Origin of the sequence: Rhodanobacter ginsengiterrae (assembly GCF_050026815.1) — a bacterium.
GTDB classification, from domain to species: domain Bacteria; phylum Pseudomonadota; class Gammaproteobacteria; order Xanthomonadales; family Rhodanobacteraceae; genus Rhodanobacter; species Rhodanobacter ginsengiterrae.
In genome coordinates this window covers 100,760-113,495 of sequence record NZ_JALBWO010000053.1, presented here as the reverse complement: position 1 = coordinate 113,495, position 12,736 = coordinate 100,760, and the positions used below count along the sequence as shown (strand labels likewise).

Annotated in this window: 13 protein-coding genes; 5 read left to right on the top strand and 8 right to left on the bottom strand. The window is 67.4% G+C overall.

Annotated elements, in window-relative coordinates:
• Window positions 1-48 precede the first annotated feature (48 nt).
• Together ACQGNJ_RS09280 and ACQGNJ_RS09275 are read right to left on the bottom strand one after the other, a co-directional pair.
• A complete protein-coding gene (locus ACQGNJ_RS09280) occupies window positions 49-780 on the bottom strand; it encodes a response regulator transcription factor (RefSeq protein ID WP_426688958.1) in 732 nt (243 codons plus the stop codon).
• Between the two features lie 78 nt (window positions 781-858).
• Window positions 859-1,509 (bottom strand): arylesterase, encoded by a 651-nt coding sequence (locus ACQGNJ_RS09275; RefSeq protein WP_426688957.1) that lies wholly within the window; start codon window positions 1,507-1,509, stop codon window positions 859-861.
• Between ACQGNJ_RS09275 and ACQGNJ_RS09270 the strand changes: the two genes are divergently transcribed.
• The 3 genes from ACQGNJ_RS09270 (at window position 1,508) to ACQGNJ_RS09260 (ending at window position 6,006) form a co-directional block, all read left to right on the top strand.
• Complete coding sequence (locus ACQGNJ_RS09270) at window positions 1,508-2,209, top strand: ABC transporter ATP-binding protein (protein WP_426688956.1); 702 nt, start codon at window positions 1,508-1,510, stop codon at window positions 2,207-2,209. The genes ACQGNJ_RS09275 and ACQGNJ_RS09270 overlap by 2 nt on opposite strands.
• Before the next feature lie 142 nt (window positions 2,210-2,351).
• Complete coding sequence (locus ACQGNJ_RS09265) at window positions 2,352-4,829, top strand: ABC transporter permease (protein WP_426688955.1); 2,478 nt, start codon at window positions 2,352-2,354, stop codon at window positions 4,827-4,829.
• A gap of 58 nt (window positions 4,830-4,887) precedes the next feature.
• Window positions 4,888-6,006 (top strand): SLC13 family permease, encoded by a 1,119-nt coding sequence (locus tag ACQGNJ_RS09260; protein WP_426688954.1) that lies wholly within the window; start codon window positions 4,888-4,890, stop codon window positions 6,004-6,006.
• Window positions 6,007-6,012: 6 nt separating this feature from the next.
• Here ACQGNJ_RS09260 and ACQGNJ_RS09255 read toward each other — a convergent pair whose 3' ends face one another.
• Window positions 6,013-6,789, bottom strand: coding sequence for a DUF4097 family beta strand repeat-containing protein (locus tag ACQGNJ_RS09255; RefSeq protein ID WP_426688953.1), 777 nt, complete (start codon window positions 6,787-6,789; stop codon window positions 6,013-6,015).
• Window positions 6,790-6,942: 153 nt separating this feature from the next.
• On the opposite strand from ACQGNJ_RS09255, the gene ACQGNJ_RS09250 reads away from it, so the two are divergent.
• On the top strand, window positions 6,943-7,434 hold the full coding sequence (locus ACQGNJ_RS09250; protein WP_426688952.1) for a YfgM family protein: 492 nt from the start codon (window positions 6,943-6,945) through the stop codon (window positions 7,432-7,434).
• 53 nt (window positions 7,435-7,487) lie between these two features.
• Here the strand turns inward: ACQGNJ_RS09250 and mazG are convergent, their stop codons facing one another.
• The 5 genes from mazG to ACQGNJ_RS09225 are packed head-to-tail and all read right to left on the bottom strand — an operon-like array spanning window position 7,488 to window position 11,259.
• Window positions 7,488-8,300, bottom strand: a complete 813-nt coding sequence (mazG, locus tag ACQGNJ_RS09245) for a nucleoside triphosphate pyrophosphohydrolase (protein ID WP_426688951.1) — start codon at window positions 8,298-8,300, stop codon at window positions 7,488-7,490.
• Window positions 8,297-9,103, bottom strand: coding sequence for a 3'(2'),5'-bisphosphate nucleotidase CysQ (gene cysQ, locus ACQGNJ_RS09240; protein WP_426688950.1), 807 nt, complete (start codon window positions 9,101-9,103; stop codon window positions 8,297-8,299). The genes mazG and cysQ overlap by 4 nt, the downstream gene beginning before the upstream one ends.
• The gene (gene nudE / locus ACQGNJ_RS09235; protein WP_426688949.1) at window positions 9,100-9,657 is read right to left on the bottom strand and encodes an ADP compounds hydrolase NudE; all 558 of its coding nucleotides are present in this window, start codon (window positions 9,655-9,657) and stop codon (window positions 9,100-9,102) included. Before nudE ends, cysQ begins: the two co-directional genes overlap by 4 nt.
• Window positions 9,658-9,680: 23 nt before the next feature.
• Window positions 9,681-10,457, bottom strand: coding sequence for an inositol monophosphatase family protein (locus ACQGNJ_RS09230; RefSeq protein ID WP_426688948.1), 777 nt, complete (start codon window positions 10,455-10,457; stop codon window positions 9,681-9,683).
• 16 nt (window positions 10,458-10,473) lie between these two features.
• Window positions 10,474-11,259 (bottom strand): type II secretion system protein N, encoded by a 786-nt coding sequence (locus tag ACQGNJ_RS09225; RefSeq protein WP_426688947.1) that lies wholly within the window; start codon window positions 11,257-11,259, stop codon window positions 10,474-10,476.
• 68 nt (window positions 11,260-11,327) lie between these two features.
• Between ACQGNJ_RS09225 and ACQGNJ_RS09220 the strand changes: the two genes are divergently transcribed.
• On the top strand, window positions 11,328-12,707 hold the full coding sequence (locus ACQGNJ_RS09220; protein ID WP_426688946.1) for an adenosylmethionine--8-amino-7-oxononanoate transaminase: 1,380 nt from the start codon (window positions 11,328-11,330) through the stop codon (window positions 12,705-12,707).
• Window positions 12,708-12,736 lie beyond the last annotated feature (29 nt).

Below are 12,736 nucleotides of genomic sequence, written 5' to 3'. Positions count from 1 at the left end.
GTCACAACGGTGACCCTGCTATCCATTACCTGACTTCGCCACCTCGGGTCACGCCGTCTCGGGGGAAGAGGCGACTTCGGATTCGAGATCCGCAAGGCGATAACCTGCCGAATGAATGGTATGTAACAGAGGGCGTGCGAAGGGTTTGTCGATGACCCGACGCAGGTTGTACAGATGCGAGCGCAAGGTATCGGAGTCGGGCAGCGTATCGCCCCAGATCTCGCGTTCGATGTCGCGCCGGCTGACCACCCGCGGCGATTCGCGCATCAGGATCGCCAGCAGCTTCAGGCCGATTGGCGACACGGTCAGTTCCTGCCCGTCGCGGGTCAGTTGCAGCGTGGCGGTATCCAGCGTCATGTCGCCCACCGTCAACACCTCGGTGGAGACCTGACGGCGGTCACGGCGGATCAGGGCGCGCACGCGCGCTTCGAGTTCACGCACTTCGAAAGGCTTGACCAGGTAGTCGTCGGCACCCGCTTCCAGCCCGGCCAGCTTGTCCTCCAGCGTGTCGCGCGCGGTCAGCATCAGCACCGGCGTGGATTTCTTCGCCTCCTTGCGCAGCTTGCGGCAGACCTCGAGCCCGTCCAGACCGGGCAGCATCAGGTCCAGCACCAGCACGTCATAGCTGTTGGCCACCGCCAGATGCAGGCCGCTCACGCCGTCCGCCGCATAATCCACGGAATAGCCCCGGCGTTCGAGAAATTCGCCCACCATCTCGGCGATCTGGCGGTTGTCCTCAACCAGCAGGATCAGTCCGGCTTGCTCGTCGTGTACGGTCATTTGTCTTCCCCTTCCGTGATTTCACATAAGTGAAGATGAAAACGTCGACGGGGTGAGGGTAGCGTGAAACCAGCGGGATCAATTCATGACCTGTTTGGTTTTGCTTTCACGCAACAACGGCTGCAGTTGCTTCCACACGGTATCGAGCACCGCCGGCTCGGCAGCGGCCACCGGATGCAGGCCGTCGTCCTGCATCTTCGCCGGATCAAGTGCGACGCCCTCCAGCAGGAACGGCACCAACGCGGTGCGATGGCTGAGCGCGAGCTCGGCATAGATGGCACGCAGGCCATCGCGATACTGCGGTCCATAGTTCACCGGCAGCTCGATACCCACCAGCAGCACGCGCACCTTCGCCTGCTGCGCCGCCACGATCATCACCTCCAGGTTCGCCCGCAGTGCCGGCAGCGGCAGGCCGCGCAAGCCATCGTTGGCACCCAGTTCGATGATCAGCACGGCGGGCCGGTACCGGGTCAGCAGCGCAGGCAGGCGATTGCGTCCACTCAATGAAGTTTCGCCACTGATGCTGGCATTGACCGCGGTCCACTTCGGCACCATGTTGGACAGACGCGCATCCAGCAGGTGTACCCAGCCGGACTCGACCGGAATGTTGTGCGCGGCAGACAGCGAATCACCCAGTACCAGCACGGTCTTCGGCGACGCGGCCTGAGCGGCGCCGAACCAACCGAGCAACAACACGCTGCACAACCACCAGCCAGGGCTTCGACGCATGAGTGATTCTTCCCAACCGCTGCTTGAAGCTCGCGATGTTAGCAAGTCGGTCGATGGTCCCGAAGGCAGGCTGGATATTCTCGACAAGGTCAGCCTGCAGATTCTCCCCGGCGAAAGCTTCGCCATCGTCGGCGCTTCCGGCTCCGGCAAGACCACCCTGCTCGGCCTGCTGGCGGGGCTGGACACACCCGACAGCGGCAGCATCACCCTCGACGGCCACGCGCTGCAGACGCTGGACGAAGAGGCGCGCGCCGACCTGCGCCGGCGCCTGGTCGGCTTCGTGTTCCAGTCGTTCCACCTGCTGCCCGCGCTGACCGCCGAGGAGAACGTGATGCTGCCGCTGGAACTGGAAGGCAGCAGCGATGCGCGCTCGCGTGCGCGCGCGGCACTGGAGGCGGTGGGCCTGGGCGCGCGTCGCCGGCACTATCCGGCCCAGCTTTCCGGCGGCGAGCAGCAGCGCGTGGCGATCGCCCGCGCCTTCGTGCATCGCCCGCGCGTGCTGTTCGCCGACGAACCGACCGGCAATCTGGACCAGCGCACCGGCCACCACATCTGCGACCTGCTGTTCGCGCTGAACCACGACCATCGCACCACCCTGGTGCTGGTCACCCACGACGCAAGCCTCGCCGCGCGCTGTGATCGCCGCATCGAACTGGAAGAGGGCCGCATGCTGCTTTCCGGCACGGCAGCCAGCGCATGAACATGGACCTCCCGACGCCTCAACACCTTTCTCCCTCCCCTGCTCGCAGGGGAGGGTTGGGGTGGGGTGCTCTTGATCTTTGCCGCGATCCTGAGCGCCCTCTTGCCTACCTCAAGCTGTGTGCAAGCGCAGGAGCAAAGCCATGAACCTGCTGCGTCTGTCCCTGCGCAGCCTGCGCCGCGAATGGCATTTGCCCGAACTGCGCACGCTGGCCGCATCGCTGGTGCTGGCTGTCGTCGCGCTGGGCGTGGTAGCCACACTGGCCACCCGGATCGAACGCGGCATGCTGGCCAGCGCCGCCGAGCTGATCGGCGGCGACCTCGGCATTTCCTCGCCGCAGAAACTGCCGGAGATCTTCGCCGCCAAGGCGCGCGAAGACGGCCTGCAGCTCGCCCGCACCGCCAGTTTTCCCAGTGTGGCGTTTGCCCACGAACAGACCCAGTTGCTCGACGTGCAGGCGGTCGATGCCCGTTATCCCTTGCGCGGCACGCTGGAACTCGCCGGTACCACCAAGCCCGGCAACTCGGGTCCCGCACCCGGCGAGGTCTATCTCGACCACCGCGCGCTGACCGCGCTGGGCCTGAAGGTGGGCCAGCCACTGCAGCTGGGCGGACGCGCACTGACCATCGCCGCCGAACTGGTCCGGCAACCCGATGGCGGCGAACTGCTGGCGCTGGCACCACGTGCACTGATGAATCTCGCCGACGCCGAACAGGCCGGCCTGCTCGGCGTTGGCAGTCGCGCGCGCCATCGCCTGCTGCTGGCTGGCACGCCGAACGCCGTGCAGCATTGGCGCGACTGGGCGCAATCGATCACGCTGCCTCAAGGCGCGCAATGGATCACCCCCGAGCAGACCCAGCAGCGGATGCGCAACGCGTTCGACCGCGCCGGGGCGTTCCTGCGTCTTACCGCCCTGCTCTCCGCCTTGCTGGCCGGCATCGCGATCGCGTTGTCGGCGCAGCGCTATGCGCGCCGCAAGACCGCCGAAGTCGCCCTGCTGCGCGCCCTCGGCACGCCGCGCCGACGCGTGCTGGCGCTGTTGCTCGGCACGCTTGCTGCGCTGGCGGTGCCGGCAACCTCGCTCGGCATCGGGCTCGCGCTCGGGCTGTCGCAACTGGCCTGGTTGCTGGCCAGCCAGTTGTTCGGCAACGTGCCCACCGTGCTGCCGCTGATGCCGTCGCTGGCTGCCGCGGCGATGGGCATCGCGGTGTTGATCGGCTTCGCCCTGCCGCCGCTGGCGCGGCTGGCCGAGGTGCCGCCAGTGGCGGTGTTCCGGCAGAGCGTGCGGCGCCGGGTGCGGCGTTTCGATGCGCTGTATCTGATTCCGTTGCTGGTCGCGCTGGGCCTGATCTGGACGCAAAGCAGCTCGCTGCAATTGGCCGGCATCCTCGCCGCCAGCCTGCTCGGCGTGGCGCTGATCGCGGCACTGCTGGCCGCCGCGTTGTTGTGGCTGGCCCGGCGCATCGCTCCGGGCGTACACCCCGCTCTCCGGCTGGGCCTGTCGGCGCTGGCGCGACGTCCCGCGCTCAGCGTGATCCAGGCCACGGCGCTCAGCCTCGGCCTGTGTGCGCTGCTGTTGCTGGCCGTGGTGGCACCGGCCCTGCTGCAGGGTTGGCGGCAGGAGCTGCCGGCGGATGCGCCGAACTGGTTCGCGCTGAACCTGCAGGACGACCAGCGCACCGGTTTTGCGCAGGCGCTCGCCGCCAGCGGTGGCGACCAGTTGAACATGCTGCCGCTGGCCGTCGGCAAACTCAGCGCGATCAACGGACGGCCAATTGATCAACTGCATTTCGAGGACGGACGGGCGAAGGAGTGGGCCGACCGCCAGTTGCGGCTGTCCTGGTCCGCCGAACTGCCACCAGCGAACGAGGTGGTTGCCGGGAAGTGGCAAGGCGCACACCCGACCCGCGCGGAAGTTTCCATCGACACCATGTGGCGCGACATGTTCGGCTTGAAGCTGGGCGACACGATGAGCTTCGAGGTGGGCGAGGGACGCATCGATGCCACCGTGACCAGCGTGCGCAAGGTCGACTGGAGTTCGTTCCGGGTCAACTTCTTCCTGCTGCTGGATCCGGCCCACGCCAGCCAATTGCCGCACAGCTGGCTGGCCAGCTTCCACCTGTCGCGCGGGCACGCGACGCAGTTGGCGCAACTGTCGCGCGACTACGCCAACCTCAGCCTGGTCGATGTCGATTCGCTGCTCGACCGCGTGCGCGAAATCATCGACCGGGTCGGCAACGCGGTGCGCTGGATCCTCGGCTTCAGCCTGCTCGCCGGCGCGCTGGTGCTGGCTGCGGCGCTCGCCGCCAGCGCGGCGGAAAGGCGTCACGAAGCCGCCCTGCTGCGCACGCTGGGCGCACGTCGCGCGCAATTGCGGGTGGCCGCTGCCTGCGAATTCGCGCTGCTCGGCCTGGTCGCCGGATTGACCGCGGCACTGGGCGCGGCCGGCGCCGGGCTGTGGCTGGGCCGCGCCGTATTCCATGTCGAGCGCTTCGTGCCGCCGCTCGTGCCACTGGCACTGGCGGCGCTGGCGGCGGCCTTCGTGGTGATGCTGCTGGGCCTGGCCGGCACGCGCAAGGTCAGCCGTACGCCGCCGATGCGGCTGTTGCGCGAAGGTTGATTCGGTGTTCGCGGCGCGGCTGATAAAGTTGCGCCGTCACTCTGCCGCCGGACCGCCCATGATTGCCAACCCGATCCGCCAGCGCCTCCGCGCGGAGTGGCTGCTATGGCTGTTTGCGGGCCTGGCGATCGCCCTGGCGGTGATCGATCCGCAGCCACTGGCCAGCTATCGACGCTGGTTGCAACTGCCCACCCTGGCGGGCCTCACCGGCTTGCTGATCGCGATCCAGGGCATCCGTGACAGCGGGCTGGTCCAGCATGCAGCGGTGGCCGTGGTGGCGCGGGCGCATTCGCTGCGCAACCTGGGCCTGCTGCTGGTCGCGGCGACGGCCGTGCTGTCGATGGTGCTGACCAACGACGTGAGCCTGTTCCTGATCGTGCCGCTGACGCTGGCGATCGGCAACGTCTCCAACCTTCCGGTGCTGCGCATGGTGGTGCTGGAAGCGCTGGCGGTGAATGCCGGTTCGACCCTGAGTCCGATCGGCAACCCGCAGAACCTGCTGCTGTGGCAGCACTCGGGAATGCCATTCCTGCACTTCGTCGCGGCGATGCTGCCGGCGGCGGCCATGATGCTGGCGCTGGTCGCCGCATTCACCTGGCTGTGGTTGCCACGCGATCGCGTGGCGCTGACGGCGGAGCGGATCGATGGCGCAGTAACCTCGACCCGCCTGGGCGCGTGGTCGATGGCCGCCCTCACCGGCATGGTGCTGCTGATGGAATACGGCCAGGCGCCGCTGGGCGCCGGCTTGCTGCTGGTGCTGTTCGCGCTGCTGGCACGTTCGAGCCTGGCCCGGATCGACTGGTTGCTGCTGGCGACGTTCGCCGCGATCTTCCTCGGCCTGGGTCACTTCGCCGAACTGCCGCTGGTGCGGCAGGCGCTGGACCGGCTCGACTTCCACCAGCCGCTGACCGTGTACGCCAGTGGCATCGTCGCCGCACAGCTGATGAGCAATGTGCCGGCGACGGTGCTGCTGCTGGAGCGCGCCCCGGATCCGATCGCGCTGGCGGTCGCGGTGAACGTGGGCGGCTTCGGCATGGCGATCGGTTCACTGGCGAACCTGATCGCCTTGCGCCTGGCGAAACAGCCGCACGGTGTGCGGCTGCTGCATCGGGTATCGATACCGTTCCTGCTGATCTGCGCGCCGCTGGTTTACCTGGCGTGGCGCTGGCTGGGCTGACTGCGGTCAATCGTCGTCGCGTGGCACGCTGACCTTGCCCTTCACCCCGGCATGGTTCACATCGCCGCTGCCCTTGGCGCCGAGGCTGAAGTCGCCCGCCACGTCGCTGACGTCGAGATCGCCGGAGCCCAGCGTATCGGCCTGCACGCTTCCGCCGACCCGGCCCAGGGTGACATCGCCCGAGCCGATGCTGCCCACGCGGGCGTCGCCCTTGATGCCCTTCGCCTTGAAGTCGCCCGAGCCGACCGAGCCGAGGTCGAGGCTGCCGATGTCGGTGGCATCGATGTCGCCCGAGCCCACGCTGACCGCCAGCTTGCCTGGCAGCTGACGCACGTGCAGGTCCCCCGAACCCACGCTGGCCTCCAGTTGCTGCACGCCGCTGACATCGGCGTCGCCGGAGCCCACGCGCAAGGTTACCGGCAGGTCGGTTGGCAGTTGCATGGTCACTTCGAGGCTGGCGTAGGAACTGTCGCCGAACAGGTTGAAGTTGAAACCGCCATCACCACCGATGTCGATCAGCAACTGGTCGCCTTCGCGGCGCTGGCTGACCTGCAACTTGTCCAGCACGGCCTGGCTCGACGCGCAGGCGCGACCGGTCAGGCTCAGGCCCTTGCCGCTGTCGCTGCCAGTCAGGTGCAGATCCTGACTGTGTACATCGATCTGGATGCCGTGCACGCCAGCCAGATCCAGTTGCAGGTTGCGCGGCGCCTGGTACTTGCACGGGCTGGCGGCGAAGCAGGCGATCGGGGCGAGCAGCAGTGCTGCGGTAAGAAGGCGACGCATGGAACTCTCCTGAGCAAATCGACCCGAGTGGTCGGCATCAGCTGGGATGCAGCTGCCAGCCAAAGGGTTGCAAGCATGAGCAAGGCGTGAACGCACAAGTCAACCCTACCGGTGCCATCGCGTTCTACAGCTTACCCATCCAGGAGACTCACCATGCATCGCAAGACCCTGCTCGCTTCCACGCTGGCCCTGCTGATCGCCGGATCCACCTCGTTCGTCATAGCCCAGAACGCGCCGACACCGCCGCCAGCACCGCATGCCATGGCCGGCAAGGACATGCACTCTGCCCATGGCGAGCACGGGCATGGCATGCATCGGGACCACGGCGATCGCCAGCGCGGCGGCGTGATCGGCGACCTGCGCGGACTGGAGCGCTTGTACATGCAGTCCGGCCGCAGCAAGGACATGACCGCGGTCTACAACGACGTACTGGCCAAGTCGCAGGATCCACGCGTACGCGACTACGTGTATCACCGCCTGGCTCGCCTGCAGGCGCAGCCGGCGAATGTGGATCAGGCCATCGCCACCCTGCGCAAGGGGCTGGACGAGAACCTGGCGAACGAGGCGAAGATGCGGGCCGAGCGCGAAAAGATGCGCGCCCAGTGGCAGCAGCGAGCTGACCAGCCGGCCCCGCCGGCGAAGTAACTTCTACGGCAACGCACGACCGGCGGCGCGGTGGCTTCTGCCGTCGCGCCGCATCAATTCCATGACTCGGCCTGCTTGGCGCGCTGCCAGAGCAGTTCCTGCTGCTCCAGCGTGCAGTCGGCGAATGCCCCGCCATCGGCCGCCGCCAATTGTTCCATCTGTCGAAAGCGACGCTCGAATTTCGCGTTGGCATGCCGCAGGGCCTGCGAAAAATCCACGCCGGCATGACGGGCCAGGTTCACCATCACGAACAGTACGTCGCCGATCTCATCCTGCAAGCGTGCCGGGTCGGCGCCGTTGGCGAACTCGACGCGCACCTCCTCTACTTCCTCGACCAGCTTTTCCAGCACCGGTGCCGGGCCCGGCCACTCGAAGCCGGTGGCGGCGGCGCGCTGCTGCAGCTTGTGCGCTCGCTTCCACTCCGGCAGGCCGGACGAGATCCCGGCCAGCGCACTGGCGTCCGCCAGCTGGCCTTTCTGCGCGCGCTCGCCGGCCTTGATCTGTTCCCATGCCTGCATCTGCGCGGCCAGGTCGGCATAGCGCGTATCGCCGAACACATGCGGGTGGCGTCGCAGCATCTTCGCGCTGATCGCATGGGCGACATCGGCGAATTCGAACAGGCCCTGCTCGGAGGCCATCTGCGCGTGGAAAACCACCTGCAGCAACAGGTCGCCCAGTTCGTCGCACAGGTCGGTCCAGTCCTGGCGATCGATCGCGTCGGCCACCTCGTAGGCCTCCTCGATCGTATAGGCGGCAATCGACGCGAAATCCTGCTGCACATCCCACGGACAGCCCCGCCGCGGATCACGCAGGCGCGCCATGATCGCGAGCAGGTCATCGAGGCTGTGACGCGGCGTATCGCTCACAGCGCGCGCAACCGTTCGGCCCAGTCGATCGTGCGATCGCCCACCGCGATGAACTCCGGATTCAGCAGCGACTCGCCGCGGTTGTAACGGAACGGCTGGCCAGCCAGGTCGAGCACCGCGCCGCCGGCCTCATCCAGCACGCATTGCGCCGCGGCGGTATCCCATTCGCTGGTGAGGCCAAGGCGCAAGTAGACGTCCGCATCGCCGCGCGCGATCAGACAGAACTTCAGCGACGAGCCGAGCGGGATCATCTGGTAATCGGTGCCGATCAACTGCTGCAAGGCTTCGCTCTGCGCACCACCATGCGAGCGGCTGCCGGCCACCGTGGCAGGCTTGCTCAGCGGACGCGCATGGATGCGCTGCCACGGACCGTCCGCTGCGCTCTGCAGCCACGCGCCGCGTCCCTGCGTCGCCACATACAGTTCGCCAGTCACCGGCGCCAGCACCACGCCGAGCACACTGTGGCGATCGTCGATCAGCGCGATATTGACGGTGAATTCGCCATTGCGCTTGACGAACTCACGGGTGCCGTCGAGCGGGTCGACCAGCCAGTAGCGCGACCAGTGCTGGCGCTCCGTCCAGGGCAGTGCCTTGGCTTCTTCCGACAGCACGGGCAGTTGCTCGTCCAGCGTGGCCAGCCCGGCCATGATGACCTGCTGGGCGGCGAGGTCGGCGGCGGTCAGCGGCGAGGCGTCGGCCTTGGTCTGCACGGCGAAATCGCCGTGGTAGACCTCAAGGATCGCCGCGCCGGCGGCACGCGCCATCGCACCGATCCGGCGCGCCAGTTCCGGTGGCATGCTCATGACCGCTGGAAACGCCCGGCGAGGTACTCGCGGGCCATGAACAGTGCAGCGATCGAACGCCCTTCGGTCACGTCATCGCGGCCCAGCAAGGTGTGCAGCTCGGACATTTTCCACGGCACCACCTCGAGTTCTTCCGGCTCGTCGCCAACCAGTTTCTCGGGGTAAAGATCCTGTGCCAGCACCACGTGCGCCATGTGCGTCATGTATGACGGCGACAGCGACAGGTTGTGCAGGATCTGCAACTTGCGCGCACCGTAGCCGACCTCTTCCTTCAGCTCGCGCTCGGCGCCCTGCTCAGCCGTCTCATCCTGATCCAGGCGGCCCTTGGGCAGGCCCAGTTCGTAACGGCCGACGCCACCACCGTATTCGCGCACCAGCAGCACCGTGTCGTCGTCCAGCATCGGCACGATGATCACCGCACCCAGGCCGCTGCCCTTCAGTCGCTCGTAGGTGCGGCGCTCGCCGTTGGAGAACTCCAGGTCGAGTTGCTCCACGTGCAGGAAGTGGCTGTCGGTGACATCACGGATGGCATGGACGATCGGTAATTTGCGCATCGGATCATTCTAGCTCGCCGCGCTCAACGCCGCAGGCGCTGCAGGGCCTGGGCATGGATGGCCGGCGTGCCCGCCAGCACGCTGCGCGTGTCCAGGGTCGGCGGCGCGCCGTCCAGGTCGCTGAACACCCCACCGGCTTCGCGCACGATCACGGCCAGCGCGGCAATGTCGAGGATATTCACGTCCGACTCGATCACCAGGTCCAGGCTGCCGCGTGCCAGCAGGTGGTAGTGGCAGAAATCGCCGTAGCCGCGGATTCGGTTGCTGTCACGGATCAGCGCGCCCAGTGCATCCCAGCGCGAGTCGCCGGTCAGGGTCCTGATGTTGCCGGTGGAGATCGACGCCTCGCCGATCTCGTCGGTGGCGGCCACGCGCACGCGCTCGCCATCGAGCCACGCACCCTGGCCGGCACTGGCCCACATGGTTTCGCCATAGACCGGTGCACTGGACACGCCCAGCACCAGCGCATCACCGTCCATCAGAGCGATCTGGGTGGAGAAGAACGGCGTGCGGCGCACGAAGCTCTTGGTGCCATCCAGCGGATCGACCAGCCACAGCAGGCCGCCGCGCTCGCCATCCAGGCCGAACTCCTCGCCATAGATCGAGGCTTGCGGCAGGGCCGCCTGCAGTATCTTCCGGATCGCCTGCTCGGCCTCACGGTCGGCCACCGTGACCGGGGTGGCGTCGGCCTTCAGCTCCACCTCCACGCCACGGCGCCAGTAGTGGCGGATCACCTCGGCTGCCGCTGCGGCGGCTTCACGGGCGGCAGTCAGGGCCATGGCGGCGATATCAGGAGTCATCTTCGTCTCGCGTCCTTCAGTGGATGGGCGGCGCCGGCGCGATACCAGCCAGTCCGCCGTGACGTTGGATATGCACGCTGCCATCGGCGGCCGGCGTGCCGAGCGTGGCCAGCCAGCGCTGCAGCGCCGGATCAGTCTGTCGGGCGCGCAGCGTGGCGTCCAGCCGCCAGCCCAGCGGGCTGAGTTGCAGGGCGCCGGCGAGCTGCAGCGGGCCGCCGCCGGCATCGTGCAGTTGCGCCCGGATCACTCCCTGCTCGGCCTGGGCACGCGCGCGTACCTCGCCCAGCGCAAGGTCACCCTGGGTGGTGCGCACCGCGGCATCGCGCCAGGTCGCCTGCGCATCCAGTTGCATCGGCCAGCCGCCATGCAGCACGACGTGGACGACCGCCACTTGCAGCTCGCCGCGCGGCTGGCCCCACGGCGTATTCCATGCGCCACCGAGGGTAGCCAGGGCCGCGTGGATGTGCGCATCGCGCGCCTGCATGTCGCCGTTCGGCAGTCGCGCCAACTCGCCCGAAAAGGCCAGCTGCGGACCGGTGAACTGCACTCGCATGCGTGGCTGGCCCAATAGTGCCCGCCGCGACAACTGCCATTGCAACTGGCCCAGCGTCTGTGCGTCCGCAGCCACCACGGCGTCGGCACGGCCGTCCCACACGCTGCCGCTGACCTGCTGCAACTGTAGGCCATGCAGGCGGGGTTCGAGCCACGGCAGTATCCAGCGCGCTGGCAGAAACCACAGCAAGGTGCCCGCGATCGCGACAAGCGCACCGAAGGCAATCAGGCTGATCCGCAATGACTTCAAGCGTGGAATCCCGGAATGAACGACACAGCGGACTTGAGCGACCGTCGCGCTGCACCGATGATAGCCCGATGAACAATCCCGCAAGCGCCAACAGCGCACTCGCCGCACGTGACCTGCGCCATGTCTGGCACCCCTGCACCCAGATGCACGACCACGACCCGGCCGGTACTGCCGGTGTCCCGATGCTGCCGATTGTGCGCGGCGAGGGCGCATGGCTGATCGATGCCGATGGCAAGCGTTACCTCGACGGCATCAGCTCATGGTGGACCAACTTGTTCGGCCATGCCAATCCGCGCATCGCCGAGGTGCTGGCCGCGCAGGCGCGTACGCTGGAACACGTGATCTTCGCCGGCTTCACCCACGAGCCGGCCATCGCGCTGGCCGAGGAGCTGGTACGGATCACCCCGCCCGGACTCGACCGCGTGTTCTATGCCGACAACGGCTCGGCGGCGATCGAAGTGGCCTTGAAGATGAGCTTCCACTATTGGCTCAACCGCGGTCATGGCGCGAAGACCCGCTTCATCGCACTGACCGGCAGCTATCACGGGGAAACCCTTGGCGCACTCTCCGTGAGCGACGTGGCGCTGTACCGCAAGACGTATGCACCACTGCTGTTGACGCCGTTCCTGGCGCCCTCGCCGGACGCCTACCAGGGGCATCCCGGCGAGTCACCCGAACAGGTCGCCACGCGCTGCCTCGGTGCGATGCGCGTGCTGCTCGAGCGGCATGCGCACGAGACTTGTGCGGTGATCGTCGAACCGCTGGTGCAGTGCGCCGGCGGCATGCGCATGTACCACCCCGCCTATCTCCGCGGCCTGCGCACCTTGTGCGACGAGTTCGCGGTGCACTTCATCGCCGACGAGATCGCGGTCGGCTTCGGCCGTACCGGCACGCTGTTCGCGTGCGAACAGGCCGGCGTGTCGCCGGATTTCATGTGCCTGTCGAAGGGACTCACCGGCGGCTTCCTGCCGCTTTCGGCGGTGCTGACCGGCGAGACGATCTATCAGGCGTTCTATGCCGAATACAGTGCCGGCAAGGCGTTCCTGCACTCGCACAGTTACACCGGCAACCCGCTGGCCTGTCGGGTGGCGCTGGAAACCCTGGCAATCTTCCGCGATGAACCTGTGCTCGAACGCAATCGCCAGCTTGCCGCGCATCTGGGCCGGCGCCTGGACGCGCTGCGGGGCCACCCCCACGTGGCCGAGGTACGCCAGACCGGCATGATCGCGGCGGTTGAACTGGTGGCCGACAAGGCTGGCCAGCGGCCGTACCCGGCGGCGCAGCGGCGCGGTTTGCGCGTCTATCTGCACGGCCTGCAACACGGTGTGCTGCTGCGTCCGCTCGGCGACGTGATCTACTTCATGCCGCCCTACGTGGTCAGCGAGGCGGAACTCGACCTGCTGGTGGACACCGCGATCAGCGGGATCGAACGCGCCGTCGCCGACTAGCCGGCAACGCGATCATGACGCCGGATCGA